At 42.3% G+C, this 16,322-nt stretch carries 16 protein-coding genes; 10 read left to right on the top strand and 6 right to left on the bottom strand.

Features of this window, described 5'->3' with window-relative positions; translation table 11 throughout:
* Positions 1 to 171: 171 nt before the first annotated feature.
* The gene (adhP, locus tag QL229_RS09070) at positions 172 to 1,182 is read right to left on the bottom strand and encodes an alcohol dehydrogenase AdhP (RefSeq protein ID WP_138558725.1); all 1,011 of its coding nucleotides are present in this window, start codon (positions 1,180 to 1,182) and stop codon (positions 172 to 174) included.
* A gap of 250 nt (positions 1,183 to 1,432) precedes the next feature.
* Between adhP and QL229_RS09065 the strand changes: the two genes are divergently transcribed.
* Both QL229_RS09065 and QL229_RS09060 read left to right on the top strand, forming a co-directional pair.
* Entirely contained in the window at positions 1,433 to 1,990 is a 558-nt protein-coding gene (locus QL229_RS09065; RefSeq protein WP_135926439.1) for a MarR family transcriptional regulator, read from the top strand.
* 891 nt (positions 1,991 to 2,881) lie between these two features.
* Positions 2,882 to 3,295 carry a hypothetical protein gene (locus QL229_RS09060; RefSeq protein WP_138558872.1) on the top strand — a complete coding sequence of 138 codons (414 nt, stop codon included), beginning with the start codon at positions 2,882 to 2,884 and terminating at the stop codon, positions 3,293 to 3,295.
* A 123-nt stretch (positions 3,296 to 3,418) separates the two neighbouring features.
* Here the strand turns inward: QL229_RS09060 and QL229_RS09055 are convergent, their stop codons facing one another.
* Entirely contained in the window at positions 3,419 to 4,444 is a 1,026-nt protein-coding gene (locus tag QL229_RS09055; protein WP_138558871.1) for a lytic murein transglycosylase, read from the bottom strand.
* Complete coding sequence (locus QL229_RS09050; protein WP_135926436.1) at positions 4,437 to 4,718, bottom strand: YcgL domain-containing protein; 282 nt, start codon at positions 4,716 to 4,718, stop codon at positions 4,437 to 4,439. The genes QL229_RS09055 and QL229_RS09050 overlap by 8 nt, the downstream gene beginning before the upstream one ends.
* A 155-nt stretch (positions 4,719 to 4,873) precedes the next feature.
* Between QL229_RS09050 and minC the strand changes: the two genes are divergently transcribed.
* Genes minC through minE form a run of 3 tightly spaced genes read left to right on the top strand, consistent with a single transcriptional unit; the run spans position 4,874 to position 6,658 of the window.
* Positions 4,874 to 5,578 carry a septum site-determining protein MinC gene (gene minC / locus QL229_RS09045; RefSeq protein WP_281546793.1) on the top strand — a complete coding sequence of 235 codons (705 nt, stop codon included), beginning with the start codon at positions 4,874 to 4,876 and terminating at the stop codon, positions 5,576 to 5,578.
* A 5-nt stretch (positions 5,579 to 5,583) separates the two neighbouring features.
* The gene (gene minD / locus QL229_RS09040) at positions 5,584 to 6,393 is read left to right on the top strand and encodes a septum site-determining protein MinD (RefSeq protein WP_063707427.1); all 810 of its coding nucleotides are present in this window, start codon (positions 5,584 to 5,586) and stop codon (positions 6,391 to 6,393) included.
* A gap of 1 nt (position 6,394) precedes the next feature.
* Positions 6,395 to 6,658, top strand: a complete 264-nt coding sequence (gene minE, locus QL229_RS09035; RefSeq protein WP_054552047.1) for a cell division topological specificity factor MinE — start codon at positions 6,395 to 6,397, stop codon at positions 6,656 to 6,658.
* A 38-nt stretch (positions 6,659 to 6,696) separates the two neighbouring features.
* On the opposite strand, the gene QL229_RS09030 is transcribed toward minE, so the two are convergent.
* Together QL229_RS09030 and QL229_RS09025 are read right to left on the bottom strand one after the other, a co-directional pair.
* A complete protein-coding gene (locus QL229_RS09030) occupies positions 6,697 to 7,113 on the bottom strand; it encodes a GNAT family N-acetyltransferase (RefSeq protein WP_281546792.1) in 417 nt (138 codons plus the stop codon).
* Positions 7,114 to 7,186: 73 nt separating this feature from the next.
* Positions 7,187 to 9,976, bottom strand: coding sequence for a TonB-dependent receptor (locus QL229_RS09025; RefSeq protein ID WP_281546791.1), 2,790 nt, complete (start codon positions 9,974 to 9,976; stop codon positions 7,187 to 7,189).
* A gap of 389 nt (positions 9,977 to 10,365) precedes the next feature.
* Between QL229_RS09025 and QL229_RS09020 the strand changes: the two genes are divergently transcribed.
* A complete protein-coding gene (locus QL229_RS09020) occupies positions 10,366 to 11,094 on the top strand; it encodes a copper homeostasis protein CutC (protein ID WP_281546790.1) in 729 nt (242 codons plus the stop codon).
* A 2-nt stretch (positions 11,095 to 11,096) separates the two neighbouring features.
* Positions 11,097 to 11,957, top strand: coding sequence for a BadF/BadG/BcrA/BcrD ATPase family protein (locus tag QL229_RS09015; protein WP_281546789.1), 861 nt, complete (start codon positions 11,097 to 11,099; stop codon positions 11,955 to 11,957).
* Here QL229_RS09015 and QL229_RS09010 read toward each other — a convergent pair.
* Positions 11,954 to 12,679: an AraC family transcriptional regulator gene (locus QL229_RS09010; protein WP_054552042.1), complete on the bottom strand. Its 726-nt coding sequence runs from the start codon at positions 12,677 to 12,679 to the stop codon at positions 11,954 to 11,956. The two genes, QL229_RS09015 and QL229_RS09010, sit on opposite strands and share 4 nt — an antisense overlap.
* Before the next feature lie 162 nt (positions 12,680 to 12,841).
* On the opposite strand from QL229_RS09010, the gene QL229_RS09005 reads away from it, so the two are divergent.
* From QL229_RS09005 to QL229_RS08995, 3 genes are read left to right on the top strand one after another with little or no spacing between them, the layout of a single operon-like run.
* Positions 12,842 to 14,002, top strand: a complete 1,161-nt coding sequence (locus tag QL229_RS09005) for a Gfo/Idh/MocA family oxidoreductase (protein WP_281546788.1) — start codon at positions 12,842 to 12,844, stop codon at positions 14,000 to 14,002.
* Positions 14,003 to 14,006: 4 nt separating this feature from the next.
* A complete protein-coding gene (locus QL229_RS09000; RefSeq protein WP_281546787.1) occupies positions 14,007 to 15,059 on the top strand; it encodes a sugar phosphate isomerase/epimerase family protein in 1,053 nt (350 codons plus the stop codon).
* Positions 15,060 to 15,093: 34 nt separating this feature from the next.
* Positions 15,094 to 16,314: an MFS transporter gene (locus QL229_RS08995; protein ID WP_281546786.1), complete on the top strand. Its 1,221-nt coding sequence runs from the start codon at positions 15,094 to 15,096 to the stop codon at positions 16,312 to 16,314.
* Positions 16,315 to 16,322: the final 8 nt, after the last annotated feature.

Raw genomic sequence — 16,322 nt, 5'->3', positions numbered from 1 at the left:
TGAGCCGTATGCAGTGAAAGTTGCACGTACGGTTCTTAGGAGGGCGACACTTGGTAACAGGTGTCGTCTATCCGACAATAACGAGTTACATTTCCCTACTTTTACAAATATAACAACTGCCAGCTTCGATTGAATCACTCAACCAAACCTGACAGCGTTAACAGACTTAGCTTAAAGCATCATTACGATTCGGCCCGTGATATCGCCTTTTAACATGTCGTCAAATATATCGTTGATATCTTCGAGGCGTTTTTCTTCAATAATGGCTTTAACTTTACCTTTCGCTGCAAAGTCGAGGCATTCTTGTAAGTCTTTACGCGTACCAACAATTGAGCCTACAACAGACACCCCATTTAATACGGTATCGAAAATTGGCAGTGGCATATCTTCGGGTGGTAAACCTACAAGCACACATTTACCGCCACGGCGTACGCTTTTATAAGCTTGCTCAAAACCAGGTTTTGATACGGCCGTACACACAACACCATGTGCCCCACCCACTTGTTCAAAAATGGTTTCTGAAGGCACTTGCTTCATAAAATCTATGGTGATGTCTGCGCCAAGCTCTTTGGCTAGTGCCAACTTGCACTCGCCGGTATCAACGGCAATCACATTAAAGCCCATTGCTTTTGCGTATTGCACCGCTAAATGGCCTAGGCCGCCAACACCGACAATTGCCACCCAGTCGCCCGCTTTTGCATCAGTCACTTTAAGCGCTTTATAGGTTGTAACCCCCGCACAAAATAGTGGTGCGGCTTCTGCAAAACCTAACCCTTCAGGAATTTTCACCACGTAATCGCCATGAGCTACACAATACTCAGCGTAACCACCATCAACTGAATAACCTGTGTTGTGCTGCTCAAGGCATAAGGTTTCTTTGCCCTCTAAACAAAACTCGCAATGGCCACAGGCGCTATACAACCAAGGAACACCGACACGGTCGCCTACTGATAAGTGTTTAATGTTTGCGCCTACTTTCTCGATAGTACCTACCCCTTCATGGCCCGGCACTAATGGCATTTTTGGTTTGACAGGCCAATCACCATGACAAGCATGTAAATCTGTGTGACACACGCCACAAGCGGCAATTTTAACTAGCACATCGTTAATTCCCACCTCTGGGCATGGGATATCTTCGATAGTTAATTTACCTTTGTACTCTTTATTTACTGCAGCTTTCATAACGTTCCTCCATGGTATTATTGGGTTTCAGCCTATACGATAAACTTATTAACTGTCACTATTATTGATCCACATCAAATAGCTAACCACTGCGGCATTTAATTAAACTATTATTTAAATTCAATAACTTAAATTTAAAATCTGGCGTATCTACACTTTAGTAGTAGCAGATTGCATAGTGGCTATTTCTTTTAGTTATACCCCGAGCGTGCTAGCATTTAATTTCTGAAATTTTTGAATACTAAAAATTATGAGCCTATCTGAAAAAAACTTAGCTTTTGTTATGCACTGCGGTGAAATGGGTAGCCGTTGGGGCTTTAACCGCACCATTGGTCAAATGTGTGGATTATTAACCATTACTAAAGAGCCAATGACCGCCAATGAAATTGCCGATACCTTAAGTATCTCACGCGGAAACGTAAGCATGGGCATTAAAGAGCTACAGTCTTGGCGCTTAATTAAAGTGCACCATATTCCGGGAGACCGTAAAGAATACTACGGCCCTGCTGGCAGTATTTGGGATATGGCCAACCGCGTATTCGAAGAGCGTAAAAAGCGCGAGATAGACCCAACCCTTAGCCTGCTTCGCGATAACATTTTAGAAGAAGCCCACACTGATGATGAGCGCTTTGCTCAGCAGCAAATGCAAGAAATTCACGACCTACTCGAAACTGTAACCAAATGGTCTGCAGAGCTACAACGCTTAAGCCCTGAGCAGCTTCAAAGCCTAATGAAACTAGGCTCTGGCATTGGTAAGGTACTTGATTTTAAAGACAAGATTTTGAAAAAGCCAGCGAAGAGTGAGTAAGTTAGCGAGTTTGACCTTGTAGGCGTGAAACTTGTTTCGCGCGCACTCTTGTAGGTCGTGCTTTAGCGCGTCATTTGAAAAATATTTAACGTTTTGTCGCCATAAATGACGACCTACATCAATATAATCCCTCAACAGAGGCCTTTAAAGCCAAACATCCAAAGACTCACGACTGAAACCGTTCCTACGATGTTTTGTAGGTCGTGCTTTAGCGCGTCATTTAAAAAATATTCGAGATTGTGTCGCCATAAATGACGACCTACATCAATATAATCCCTCAACAGAGGCCTTTAAAGCCAAACATCCAAAGATTCACGGCTGAAGCCGTTCCTACGATGTTTTGCAGGTCGTGCTTTAGCGCGTTATTTGAGAAAATATTCGAGATTGTGTCGTCATAAATGACGACCTACATCAATATAATCCCTCAACAGAGGCCTTTAAAGCCAAACATCCAAAGATTCACGGCTGAAGCCGTTCCTACGATGTTTTGCAGGTCGTGCTTTAGCGCGTTATTTGAGAAAATATTCGAGATTGTGTCGCCATAAATGACGACCTACATCAATATAATCCCTCAACAGAGGCCTTTAAAGCCAAACATCCAAAGATTCACGGCTGAAGCCGTTCCTACGATGTTTTGCAGGTCGTGCTTTAGCGCGTTATTTGAGAAAATATTCGAGATTGTGTCGTCATAAATGACGACCTACATCAATATAATCCCTCAACAGAGGCCTTTAAAGCCAAACATCCAAAGATTCACGGCTGAAGCCGTTCCTACTATGTTTTGTAGATCGTGCTTTAGTGCGTTTGAAGGGGTAATCATACCTGCTCTTGCCTTTGCTATACTAATAATTAAGTATTTATTTACGTTCTGACTTAAAAGGATATTAATCTATGTATAAACAGACAGAAATAAATTACTCGTTAATTATTATTTTATTAGTGATTAGTGCCTTTATAGTTTTATCGCCTGAACTGGCTGGCCTCAAAATAATTATATTATCGATAAACCTGCTTATTACTTTGTTGTTCTTTTCACTAACAATAGTCATCGATAAGCAAACGCTTCGTTGGTATTTTGGGTTTGGGATTATTAGCAAAAGTGTTGAATTATCTCAGATTGCCGATACTTCTGCATACCAAACAAAATGGTATCAAGGAATTGGTATACGTATGCTAAGTGATGGCTGGTTATATAATGCCTCAGTTGGAAAAGCCGTTAAAATAACTTTAACTGACGGAAAAAACATATACCTTGGCTGTAAAAACGTAGAGACTTTGCAAAAAGCACTCAAAGTAAACGTTTAAAAATTGTATCGAGGGGAAAGTTTGCGAGTTTGTCGGAGGCGTTTTAACGCCGAGTAAGTTAGCAAGTTGCTCGGGTAAAACTTGTAGCTTTACCCTTGGTACTTGCTAACTTTTATTAATCAATTACTTAATCGCTGGGTAACCGATGCGGTCTGATAAGTAACCAACACTGGTTGCAAAGTAATACGAGCGATTCCAATGCATAAGTGCTTTGTAGTTATCGTAGGCTAGATACATACGACCGTTTACGTCATCAGGCATTACCATTGCGGCGGTAATATCAACGTTTGGTAAGTCGCTACCATCCATTTTACGAACCCCAAGAGCTTGCCAATCAGCAAGGCTGCGCTCTGAATCTTTCCAATACTCTAACCATTGGCTGCGGGTTTTAGTGCCGCGTTTAAGAATATTTGAATTATCGAAGCCTTCAGGTAATTTAACTTGGCGACCCCAGGTTAAATCAGCGTTCCATCCTGCTTGCTTTAAATAATTAGCAATTGAAGCAAATGCGTCTTCTTCTGTGGTCCAAATATCTTTGCGGCCATCACCATTGTAATCAACAGCGTAAGCGTTAAATGAGGTTGGCATAAACTGCGTTTGCCCCATTGCACCAGCCCACGATCCTTTAAACTTATCAAGGGTAATGTGCCCCTCTTTTAAGATATCAAGCGCTGCCCAAAGTTGGTTTTTGTACATAGTTTCGCGGCGGCCATCAAAAGCAAGTGTTACTAATGATGCAATGACACTGTGATCACCTTGGATTTTACCGAAGTTACTTTCAAGACCCCAAAGTGCCACAATAAAACGTGCTTGAACGCCGTATTCTTTGGCTACTTTTTCTAGAACGTCTTGGTTTTCTTTGTATAACTTACGCGCGCGGTCAATTTTCCATTGCGGCACACGTTTAGGTAAATAAGTTTCGAGGGTTTCTTTTACTTCTGGCTGATTTTTATCTGCTGAGATTACTTTCTTTTTAAATTTAGCCGTTGCGAATGCTTGCTCAATCAGGGCTTGATCATAGCCCTTTTCAATTGCTTCTTTTTTTAATGCAGCAACGTAAACGTCAAAATCAGCTTGGGTTTTTTCTTCTGCCAGTACTGATGTGCTCAAAGAGGCACTAAGTAAAATAACGGCAAGTTTTTTAATCACTCTCAACTCCCTTGTTTTTTTTGAATTGGGTTAACAGGTTTTCTTCTGGCGGTGGTAATTGTAAGTAGAAACCTTTATCAATTAACGCTTGCTTAACCGTTTCGATATCTGCAAAACCTAACTTTTCACGACTAGCAAGATTGATCATCATTACGTATTTAGGTTGACCAAACGTTTCTAGTAAAGGTTCAGGAACACGACCAAAATCGTCTCTTTTTTCAATAAAAAGGTAAGTATCCGCTTTTTTAATACTTTTATACACCGCAGTTAGCATTATGGCCCTATAATATCTTGCTTAACGAAGTCGCACACTATAACATGAGTCAAATAATAAGTTAGAAAAAATAGATTAGTTTTTACTGTGTATGCCTTGTTCAGCCTGTGTTTATATACAAACTATACTAATCAAAACAAATCAATTGAGCGTGTATGTCGGAACAAATTTTTGAGCTAAAAGGGAACCTTTTTACGTTATCTGTTTTACATTTATTTTCAGCAGATACATCCCTCTTAAGTAAGCAGTTAGATGAGAAAATCGCCCAAGCACCTAAGTTTTTTGCTGGTGCCCCCATCGTAATTAACTTAAGTGACATACAAGACGAAACACTTGATTTCTCATTCTTAAAATCAATGTTAAGCGGTCTTTCGCTAAACCCTGTTGGCGTTTGCAATGGCTCTCAAGAGCAAAACGAAAGCGCCAAAGCTGCAGGCCTGTCGGTGTTAAATTATTCACAAGACGTTAAGGGTGCAACCGCTAAACAACAAACAAATACATCTATCGTTGAAAAAACCGTTCATTTGCCTGCGCAGGTTATTAGCGGCACTGTACGCTCTGGTCAGCAAGTATACGCAAAAGACCGCGACCTAATCGTGATTGGTTCTGTAAGTCATGGCGCCGAAGTCATAAGCGACGGTAACGTGCACATTTATGGCACCCTTCGCGGCCGTGCAATTGCAGGGGCAAAAGGTTACAACGAAGCAAATATATTTTGCCAAAAATTAGAAGCAGAACTTGTTTCAATTAATGGTAGTTATTGGATCAGCGACTCTCTTCAGGGTGAACACTGGGGCAGCGCAGTACAAATCCAACAAAAAAATGATTCATTAGAAATTTCAGCTTTGGTTAAAGGATAAATCTCATGGCAAAAGTGATTGTCGTTACTTCTGGTAAAGGTGGTGTTGGTAAAACCACATCGAGTGCTGCGATTGGCACAGGTTTAGCGCTTAAAGGCTTTAAAACCGTTATTATCGACTTTGATATTGGTCTGCGTAATCTTGACCTTATCATGGGTTGTGAACGCCGTGTTGTTTATGATTTCGTAAACGTAATCAATGGTGAATCAAACCTAAATCAAGCACTTATTAAAGATAAGCGCGTCGATAAACTGTACATTTTACCTGCCTCACAAACACGTGATAAAGACGCCCTAACCCGTGACGGTGTTGAGCGCGTACTAAACGAGCTGAAAAAAGATTTTGATTACATTGTATGTGATTCACCAGCGGGTATCGAAGCCGGTGCAATGATGGCAATGTACTTCGCTGATGAAGCGATTGTAACAACGAACCCAGAAGTATCATCAGTACGTGACTCTGACCGTATTCTTGGTATTTTACACAGCAAGTCAAAACGTGCTGAAGAAGGCCTAGAAAGCGTAAAAGAACACCTACTATTAACACGTTATAATCCTGAGCGTGTTGAAAAAGGCGAAATGCTTTCGGTAGAAGACGTACAAGAAATCTTAGCGATTAAATTACTGGGCGTTATTCCAGAATCACAAGCTGTACTTAGTGCATCAAACTCTGGTCAACCGGTTATCTTAGATTCTGAATCGGATGCAGGCCAAGCGTATACAGATGCTATCAATCGTTTATTAGGCGAAACTGTTGATTTTCGTTTCTTAGACGTAGAGAAAAAAGGCTTATTCAAACGGATTTTTGGAGGTTAATGTGTCTTTACTTGACTACTTCCGCTCAGAAAAGAAAAGCAGTGCGTCATTAGCAAAAGAGCGATTGCAGATCATTGTCGCGCACGAACGTTCACAGCGTGGTACACCAGATTACTTACCACAGCTAAAACAAGACATCCTTGATGTTATTCGTAAGTACGTGAATGTAAACACTGATGCAGTTCAGGTTCAGTTTGATCAAAACGAAGATGACTTAGCAGTACTTGAGCTAAACGTCACCTTACCTGACGAAGAAAAGAAATAGTCAAAATTGGGCGCTTAGTTTTTTAACAGCGCCCTTTTTTATTTCTGCCACTGCATATGAAACTCATAGTCGTCTTCGCCTAGCGTTTTAAACCCTGCCCGTTGATATAATCCATACGCTGGATTCGCTTTTAGCACCGTTAAATTAATCTCTGCTGTTTGCGCTTTGAGTGCGTCTAACACCTTAGTGCCTAACCCCTTGCCCTGCTCTTTAGGTGCAATTTGTAGCTGTAACAAACTGATAGCTTGGTCACTCACGATGAACTTTACAGCGCCTACACATTGCCCATCATTTAACACTAAATGACTGTGCTCAAAATGTTCTGCTATTCTTGCTTGATGCTGCTCATGTGATAAAAATAACCCTTGATTCTCTAAGTGATCAACCATGGTATTTAATCTCAAGTCGAGTAAATAGGCTTTGTCTTGCTCTGTAGCTGCTAAAAATTTAATCATTATTGTCTTAAAAAAGAAAAAGGTACTTTAATAAAAGTACCTTTTTAGGTTGCAACAAACAACATGTCTTGGGTTAGAAATTATAATTTGCACCTAAGTAAAAACGACGACCCGAATATTGGTTATAGGTAAAGCGATTACTTTGCTTCCAATAGCCTTCTTCTATTTCTTCAGTTAGGTTCACCACTGACGCGGTAAACGAAAGATCCTCTGTTAGGTTATACGAGGCATTCACATCTAGCTGACCATAGTCTTTGGTATACAAGTTGTAGCCTTGGTGAATACCGTTGGCACGGTCATCTTTCCAGTTGTAAGACGCACGAACACTAAAGTCGTCATTCTCAAAGTACACCGACACATTATATTGGTGCTTAGCGGTGCCTGGTATTTCGGCCTCTGTTTTTTGTCCGTCTGTCGAGACTTCGCTAGTGCTGGTATCTGTGTAGGTATAGTTAGTTAAAATACCAAAACCATTATCAAACGAGTGCTGGAAGAACAGCTCTAAACCTTCTGATTTTGCATCACCCCCACCCACTTTGGTGTTCATTTCGACTTCAATTGGGCCGTTACAACAATCATGTTCACGCTCTACAATTTCTACGGTCGAGATTGGTAGGTTAGAAATATCTTTAGAGAATAACGTAGCGCCCAGTGCAGAACCATCGCCGTAATACCATTCAATACCTAAATCAAATTGGTCAGATAACATAGGTTCAAGCCCTGTGTTTACCGAAGTACCATTACCACGGCCTGTCCATGAATCAGGCGAGTTAATGTTAACTGGAGGACCGTATGACTCTGCTTGGCTTAAGTCTGAATAGCTCACTCTTGCCATAGTACGTGCTGCTGCAAAGCGCACCACAAGATCTTCAGTTGCATCCCATGCAAGGTTAAAGCTTGGTAATACTTCACTGCCATCGCTACTGCGCTCGTTTGGTTCTGTGTCGTCATCGTCTTGACCAATGACATCATCGTAGGTCAAGGTGCTTAGTTCAGTATTAACATAACGCACACCGACATTACCGCGGAAATCTTGCCATTCGAAATCAGCTTGGGTGTAAACAGACCAAATTTTTTCTTCAAGGGCATAAGTACCCGAAAGCGTTGGCACCACTGTCTGGCTAAAGTTTTCTTTTAAGTAATCATCCAGCGCTTCAAAGTCAAACGCTAAGAAGTTAAATGCGCCTGTATCACCTGCGCTGTTATCAACCACATGGTCGCTTACCAATGTTGGCGCATCTGGGTGAAAATCTGGATTATGGAACCACTCAGTGCCTGGCAAGTAACCGCGGTAACCGCCGTTATCAGCAATGCCGTCATCCCAACGAAAGTCGTTACGAATGCCTTTAATTTCGTGGTCTCGGTATTTACCACCCACATAAACACGAGTGAAAAAACTGCCATCAAGGTCAAATTTCACATCTGTTTGGAAGTAATCTTCTGAGTCTTCATTTTCTGATGAGTATGAGTCAAACCAATCGTAATATTGATATGCTTCTTTATCAGTGGCTAAATCAGTCGACACTTCGTAGCTTGGTTTTCCGTTTTCAATTGACCACAACCAGCTGTTTACTGAGCCTAAACGTGCATCAATATTGGCGTAGGTTTCTTTTGAGGTTCCGCCTTCAGCTTCAGTATGACCAAGTTTTACTGTAATGCTGTAAGTGTCGCCATAATAAGTACCTTCAAAATCATAGGTGTTTGATTTTGACTCGCCAAAACGCTCACGCCCTGTTAACTGCGGCGATAACAAACCACGGCGAACAGCCACACCGTCATTTACATCGGCATCACCCCAGTTATTATCATTAAGTAAACCATTATCGCCATTACCGTAGGCAACCACGGTATCGCCATCAAGTACAATGCCGTAATACGGGTTGTGGTTATCGTTCCACTCGGCAAAAGTAATACTTTGCCCTGTTTGGTCGTAGCCTAACTTGGCACCAAAATAGTTAAAGTTTAAATCAAGTCTGTCACTCGGTGCCCACTGCACAGCGACTTGATAACCATCGCGTGTACGGTCTTGGTTTGAGTTATTAACACTCATCGCACGAGGTGCCCATACATTGTTGTACACTTCGCCAGTGGCTTGGTCTACCAGCGCTGGGCGCTCTGCCCCCTCAACGGTATCTGAGTGAAAACGCCAATGTGATGCGTTGTTAGTGATGGTTGTTACGGTGCGATCTTGACGAGTAAAACCGGCCAGTACACCAAAGTTTTCGTCGTCATTTTTCCATGAATACAGCACGTTGACTTGCGGCTTAGTGTCTTCAGACACATCATCGTAAGTCACCTCTGCACTTAGCGCCCCTGAATTTGCTTCCATCTCAAGCGGTTTTCGGGTGTGTAAAATAACCGTACCACCAATACCGCCTTCATCGATGCGTGCTTCAGCACTTTTGTACACTTCTACACTTTTGATCATGCTTGAAGGCAATAACGTGTAATTAAAACTACGGGTAGGAGTACCAGAACCTGATGAAGCAATATAGTTACCGTTTAATTGGGTGAGAGTCCAATCCGGAGACGTACCACGAATACTCACGCGGCTACCTTCGCCACCGTCGCGGTCAATCAAAACGCCCGATACACGTTGCAATGAGTCAGCGACGTTTTTATCTGGAAACTTACCAATATCCTCTGCGGTGATTGCATCAACTGTCGCCGTTGAAAGTCGTTTTATTGCTAAGTTTTCTGCAGTTGAAGAACGAATACCTCGTACTTCAATCACTTCTACATCATCATTAGCTTGCTCTGCTGCATAGCTTGTATTAATTGCAGCCAGTAGCGAAATTAAAATTGCATTACGCTTAAAATGCCTTCCTTGCCCTTTTGTTTTTATTACAGTTTGCTTGCCCATGCCTATCTCCAGTTGTGTGCTCTGTTTTTGTTTAAGAGCCTTTAACCCTGCAAAAACGATTTATTGTTGTCGGTTTTTAAACTGATTTTCGGTAGTTAACAGCTTGTTAAACTCAAACTCAGAATAGGGTGAGCGGTCAAAAAGTGATAATAAAAATTCGGTGAGAGATATGACAAAATCGGCGTTTGGAATATTTTATATTCATTTTTATATTTTCTGAATTATAGTTAAGCTCAGCGATTTTGAGTTAACCGGCTCAGAAAAACAAACTCAAAATTACATTTAAAACTTTGATAATAAACAATAATTTAAACTTTCGTGTATTTATTGATCACTCACAAATTGAGTAACTAAAAATTAGGCGTAATAGATATGGTAAAAACACGCCCATGAATAATGGTAAATTTCTTGAAGTATGCCTAAACGAAGGGTGCTTAAAGCAGCTTGCTAACAACATTTCAATGGCTAGTAACTTAGGCGCAAAACGCTTTGAGCTATGCAGTAATTTACACCTAGGTGGCTTAACACCTAGTGTTAATGCGATTGACTGTGCCGTGAAAAGCCTTACTAATAGTGCAGAGTTAGTGGTGATGATACGCCCCGAAGCAGGCAACTTTTTTGTTAGTGCTGAATGTCACAACCTAATGCAAAAACAAATTACACTGGCAGCGAACGCGGGGGCGCATGGCGTGGTATTTGGTGCAATTAAACATGGCGAACTTGATTTAGAGGTGACTCGCTCTTTAGTTGCCACTGCCAAACAGCATGGCCTGATGGTGACCTTTCACCGTGCATTCGATACCCTTACAAACCCGTTAAGCGCACTTGATAGATTGATTAGTTTAGGAGTTGAGCGCGTATTAACAGCAGGCACGCCATGGCAAAGCGGTCAAAGTGCTGTTGATGGTCTAAATCAGCTCAACACATACTTAGCACACAGCGCTAATCAGATAGAAATTGTTATCGGTGGTGGCGTTACTTTAGAAAACGCGCCAACACTTTGGCAATTAATAAAAAACCATTCAGCAAAGGCCACTGTGCATGTACACTCATGCGTGCACAACGAAAATGGTGCAATTAATGCTGAGGATATCAATAAGCTTCTTTCAAAGGATTAAGCATGGCAATGTATTTTTTAGGTATTGATGGCGGTGGCAGTAAGTGTAAAGTTCGTTTAGAAAACGAAAACGGCTCATTGCTGAGTGAAGCCATAAGTGGTTCAGCAAATGTGGCCACCAGCTGCCAACAAAGCCAAGAGTCAATACTGCACGCCACTGAACTTGCATTTCATGAAGCTGGGCTTGCCTTAAGCGAGCTGAAAAACACCTATGTGCATGCCGGACTTGCCGGTGCTAATATCGACTCTGCCTATCAAGCTATGACCAAATGGCAGCACCCTTTTGCCAAGTTTACCCTGTCAACAGATATGCTGATTGCCTGTAAAGGCGCGCATCAACACCATGATGGTGCGGTGATTATTCTGGGCACAGGCTTTTGTGCGGGTTACCAACAGCAAAACCAATTTAGCGAATTAGGTGGCTACGGATTATTACTAAGCGATGGTGCCAGTGGTGGTTGGTTAGGTTTACAACTTTGCCGTATGGCATTTGCAGTACTTGATGGTGTTGCGCAAAGTTCTGCAGCAATAAATACCCTACTCACCCAGCTTAATTGCGACTCAAGCCAAGCGTTAAGTCAGCGTTTAATATCCGCGCGCCCTGCAGAGCTTGCCAAATTTGCACCCCTAGTTTTTAGCCATTCTGACGATACTTTTTGTCAGCAATTAATCAATGAAGCGTGCGCATACATTAGCCGCTATATCACTTACTTTGAAAAGCAAGGTATTGAAAACGTTACCTTGATGGGCGGCATTGCCAGTGCCATCACGCCTTACTTATCTGATGCCAGTAAAGCGCATTTAACCCCCGCCCTTGCCAGTGCAGAGCAAGGGGCTATTTTAATTGCAAGAGCTGCAATTTAATCACCTAATTGCGAGCGCATTTGTGAGGGAATTTCACCAAACAAACGCCGAAATTGTTTACTGAAGTAACTTGGCTCAGAAAACCCACACTGGTAGGCCACTTGTGAAATGGGCAGTTGCGTTTCAATCAGTAGCTTGCGGGCATTTTCGAGACGCACTTCGTTAATAAATTGATTAGGTGTTTTTGCTAAATGCTTTTTAAAGCGGCGCTCTAAAGCACTTACCGACAAATGCGCAAGCTCTGCTAATTCATCAATGCTGATCTGACGATGATAATGCTCGCGAATAAATTTTACCGGCTCTTCAATTGCCCTTACATGAGAAAGCGCTTTTGAGGTTTTTTGTAGATGTCGGGTTACTCCGTAAGTGCCAATCACATTGCCATCGTGATCTTTTAAAGCATGCTTTGATGTAGAAAACCAACCAAGCTCACCTTGTTGGGTTTGGTTCAGCTCTAAACGGTCAGTTACTATGTAGCCTTCCATCACCCGTTTATCGTCATTGACGTACTGAAACGCGAGGTGCTTTGGCGAAAAATCGAAGTCTGTTTTTAGCAATATTTGCTCCAGTGTTTTATAACCCTGATGCTCAATAAAATGCTGATTACAATGCAAGATTCTACTATCTGTGTCTTTTACCCAAAAGAGGATATCTGGCAGTAAATCAAATGCAGCAATTAGCTGATTTACGCCAGCTTTTTTTATTATTTCTTGAATATCCATCGCTTTAATTTGTCTCTATAAAGAACAATCCTATATATTTTAAACGCCGATTTTGTTGCATTGTCAACCGAATTTTTATTAGCGCTTATCGCTTAAGCTTTCCTATTATCAATAACATGATATTAACAGTAGCCGACGCTATTTAAATTAGGAGCGCTTAAGATGAGCAAAGCTAAGATCCGCATGGCAATGGTAGGCGGTGGCGATGGTGCCTTCATTGGCGCTATTCATCGAATTGCAGCGCGATTAGACGGAATGATAGAGCTTGTTGCAGGCGCATTCAGTTCAGACGCAAACAAATGTAAAGCAACTGGCGAACTACTTGGGCTTGATAGCAGCCGTTGCTACGACAGCTACCAAACGCTTTTTGCCGAAGAAGCAAAATTACCTACTGATAAGCGTATTGATTTTGTGGCTATTGTCACCCCAAACCACTTACATTTTCCGGTCGCGAAAATGGCGCTTGAACATGGTTTTCATGTGCTCTCTGATAAACCTGCAACGCTTACTCTCGCAGAAGCAGAGCAATTACAAAGCATTATTGCAAAACAGCAGGTTTTATATGGCTTAACCCACACTTACACCGGTTACCCTATGGTCAAAGAAGCCAAGCATCGCGTAAAAGCAGGCGAGCTCGGTACCATACGTAAAGTCATTGTTGAGTACACTCAAGGCTGGTTAGCACACAGCGAAGACGAAGGTTCAAAACAAGCGAGCTGGCGTTTAGACACCAGTAAGTCTGGCATTAGTTGTTGTATGGGCGACATTGGCGTGCATGCTGCTAACTTAGCTGAGTATGTTTCTGATCTCGAAATCACCGAGCTTTGCGCCGATTTAAATCATGTGGTTGAAGGCCGAGCCCTTGATGATGATGGCACCGTGCTACTTAGATTCAATAATGGTTGCAAAGGCGTTTTACTGGCAAGCCAAATTGCTATTGGCGATGAAAACAACTTACGCCTGCGTATTTATGGCGATAAAGCCAGTCTTGAATGGTCGCAACTTGAGCCTAATAGCTTATGGCTAAGAGGCCACAATCAAGCCGCCACATTACTTAGAGCGGGCGTGGGTGAATTACACCCTGACACGCAAAATGCCCTACGCGCCCCTGCCGGTCACCCAGAAGGCTACCTTGAAGCCTTTGCCAATATTTACCGCAATTTTGCAGCGCAGATCCACGCATTTAAGCAAGGCGATAACGCAACAAATTCAGCATTTGATGTGCCTGGCATCAATGAGGCTGTGCGTGGTATGGCGTTTATTGAGCATGTTGTTGCTTCATCGAAGCAAGATACTAAATGGCACAAATTACAGATTGGATAAAAAAATGAATAAAATCAAAGGGCCAGCAATATTTTTGGCGCAGTTTATTTCAGATCAAGCCCCCTTCAATAGCTTTCGTGGTTTATGTGAGTGGGCAAGCGGTTTAGGTTACAAAGCGATTCAAGTGCCAACCTCAAACCCGACTATTTTTGATTTAGAAAAAGCAGCTCAAAGCCAGCATTACTGCGATGAAGTTACTGGTATTGCTACAGAGTATGGACTTACAATTTCAGAGCTATCAACACATTTGCAAGGCCAGTTAATTGCTGTTCACCCTGCCTACGATGAAATGTTCGATAACTTTGCCGCAGAGCATGTAAAAGGTGACCCTGCAGCGCGAACAAAGTGGGCAACAGAGCAATTGATGCTAGCAGCGAAAGCGAGTAACAAGCTTGGCTTAACAACCCATGCGACGTTCTCGGGTTCTTTTTTATGGCATACCTTTTACCCGTGGCCACAGCGTCCACAAGGACTTGTCGAACAAGGCTTTAGTGAACTTGCTAAGCGTTGGTTACCTATTTTAGATTGCTTTGACGAGCATGGCGTGGACGTGTGTTATGAATTACATCCGGGTGAAGATCTACATGATGGTGTGACATTTGAGCGCTTTTTAGCGGCAACCAATAATCACCCACGCGTGAATATTCTTTATGATCCGAGCCATTTTGTATTGCAACAGCTCGACTATTTAGCGTTTATCGATATTTATCATTCGCGCATTAAGGCGTTTCATGTCAAAGATGCCGAATTTATCGCAAATGGCCGCTCAGGTGTTTATGGCGGATTTCAAAACTGGCAAGACCGACCAGGGCGTTTTCGTTCTTTAGGTGATGGCCAAGTAGATTTTAAGCAAATCTTTAGCAAGTTAACTCAATATGGTTTTGATGGTTGGGCTGTACTTGAATGGGAATGCTGCTTAAAGCACCCAGAAGATGGGGCAAGAGAAGGCGCTGAGTTTATTAAAGCACACATAATAAACCCAACAGATAAAGCCTTTGACGATTTTGCCAGTGGCGCAACAAACACTGAGCGTAATAATCGAATTTTAGGTTTATAAAACCGACAACAATAGAACACACAGGACACACAATATGGACAACAATAATTATAACCGCATTGTCTTTCGGCTTTGCTGTATAGCACTGATTGTGACCTCTATGACCTTTGCCATTCGTGCTGGTATTTTGGGTCAACTTGGCAGTGAGTTTGGCTTAACCGACACCGAATTAGGTTGGGTTAATGCCATGGCATTTTTAGGTTTTCCGGTCGCGACTATGGTCGGCGGTATTATTTATAATGCCATTGGCGCGAAAAAATTAGTGGCGTTAGCGTTTATCTGTCATTTACTTGGTCTTGTTTTGACGATAACAGCTGATGGTTTTTGGGGCTTACTGGTTTCTACCTTTTTAATTGGTTTTGCCAACGGCGCTGTTGAAGCTGGCTGTAACCCACTAATTGCAGAAATGTACCCTAAAAACACCACCACTATGCTAAACCGTTTTCATGTTTGGTTCCCAGGTGGCATTGTGATTGGCGCACTTGCTTCGAATTTTATGTCGGGAGCAGGTTTAAACTGGCAATGGCAAGTAGCGTTAATTTTAATTCCTACTGTTATCTATGGCGCTATGCTGATCAAAGCACAATTTCCACGCTTTGATACGCGTACTCACTCTACCAGCAGCAATATTCGCCACTTATTTACGCCGTTATACATCTTTTTAATTGCCTGTATGACGTTTACCGCAACCACTGAATTTGGCACACAACAATGGATTGAGCGTATTTTAGGTTCATCGGGTGCCTCTCCTATGGTGGTATTAGCCCTGATCACCGGCTTAATGGCGGTTGGTCGCTTCTTTGCAGGCCCCATTGTGCATAAGCTCAACCCTACTGGTGTATTACTTGGATCTGCCATTTGTGCAAGCTTAGGTATCTTTATGATGAGCCAAGCTGAGGGCAGCATGATTTATCTAGCAGCGATGCTTTTTGCACTTGGCGTTACCTACTTTTGGCCGACCATGCTTGGCTGCGTTGCTGAATACATTCCAAAGTCAGGGGCGCTGGGTATGTCGTTAATGGGCGGTGCAGGCATGTTTGCTATGAGTATCTGGAACCCTGTAATTGGTAGCTGGATAGATACAGCACGCTCATCGGCAGAAGCAAGTGGCGCAAGCGCAGAACAAATTGAAATTTTAGCCGGACAGGCTGTATTACAAAACCTACTGATCTTCCCAATTATTTTAATCGTCGCATTCATTGGGTTGCATTTAGTAATTAATAACAACAAACGCACCGAAAAATGTGCGTCTTAAGCAAGTAA

Origin of the sequence: Pseudoalteromonas sp. PAR1, assembly GCF_947311895.1 — a bacterium.
GTDB classification, from domain to species: Bacteria; Pseudomonadota; Gammaproteobacteria; order Enterobacterales; family Alteromonadaceae; genus Pseudoalteromonas; species Pseudoalteromonas lipolytica_C.
This window is presented reverse-complemented; position numbering and strand designations above follow the sequence as displayed.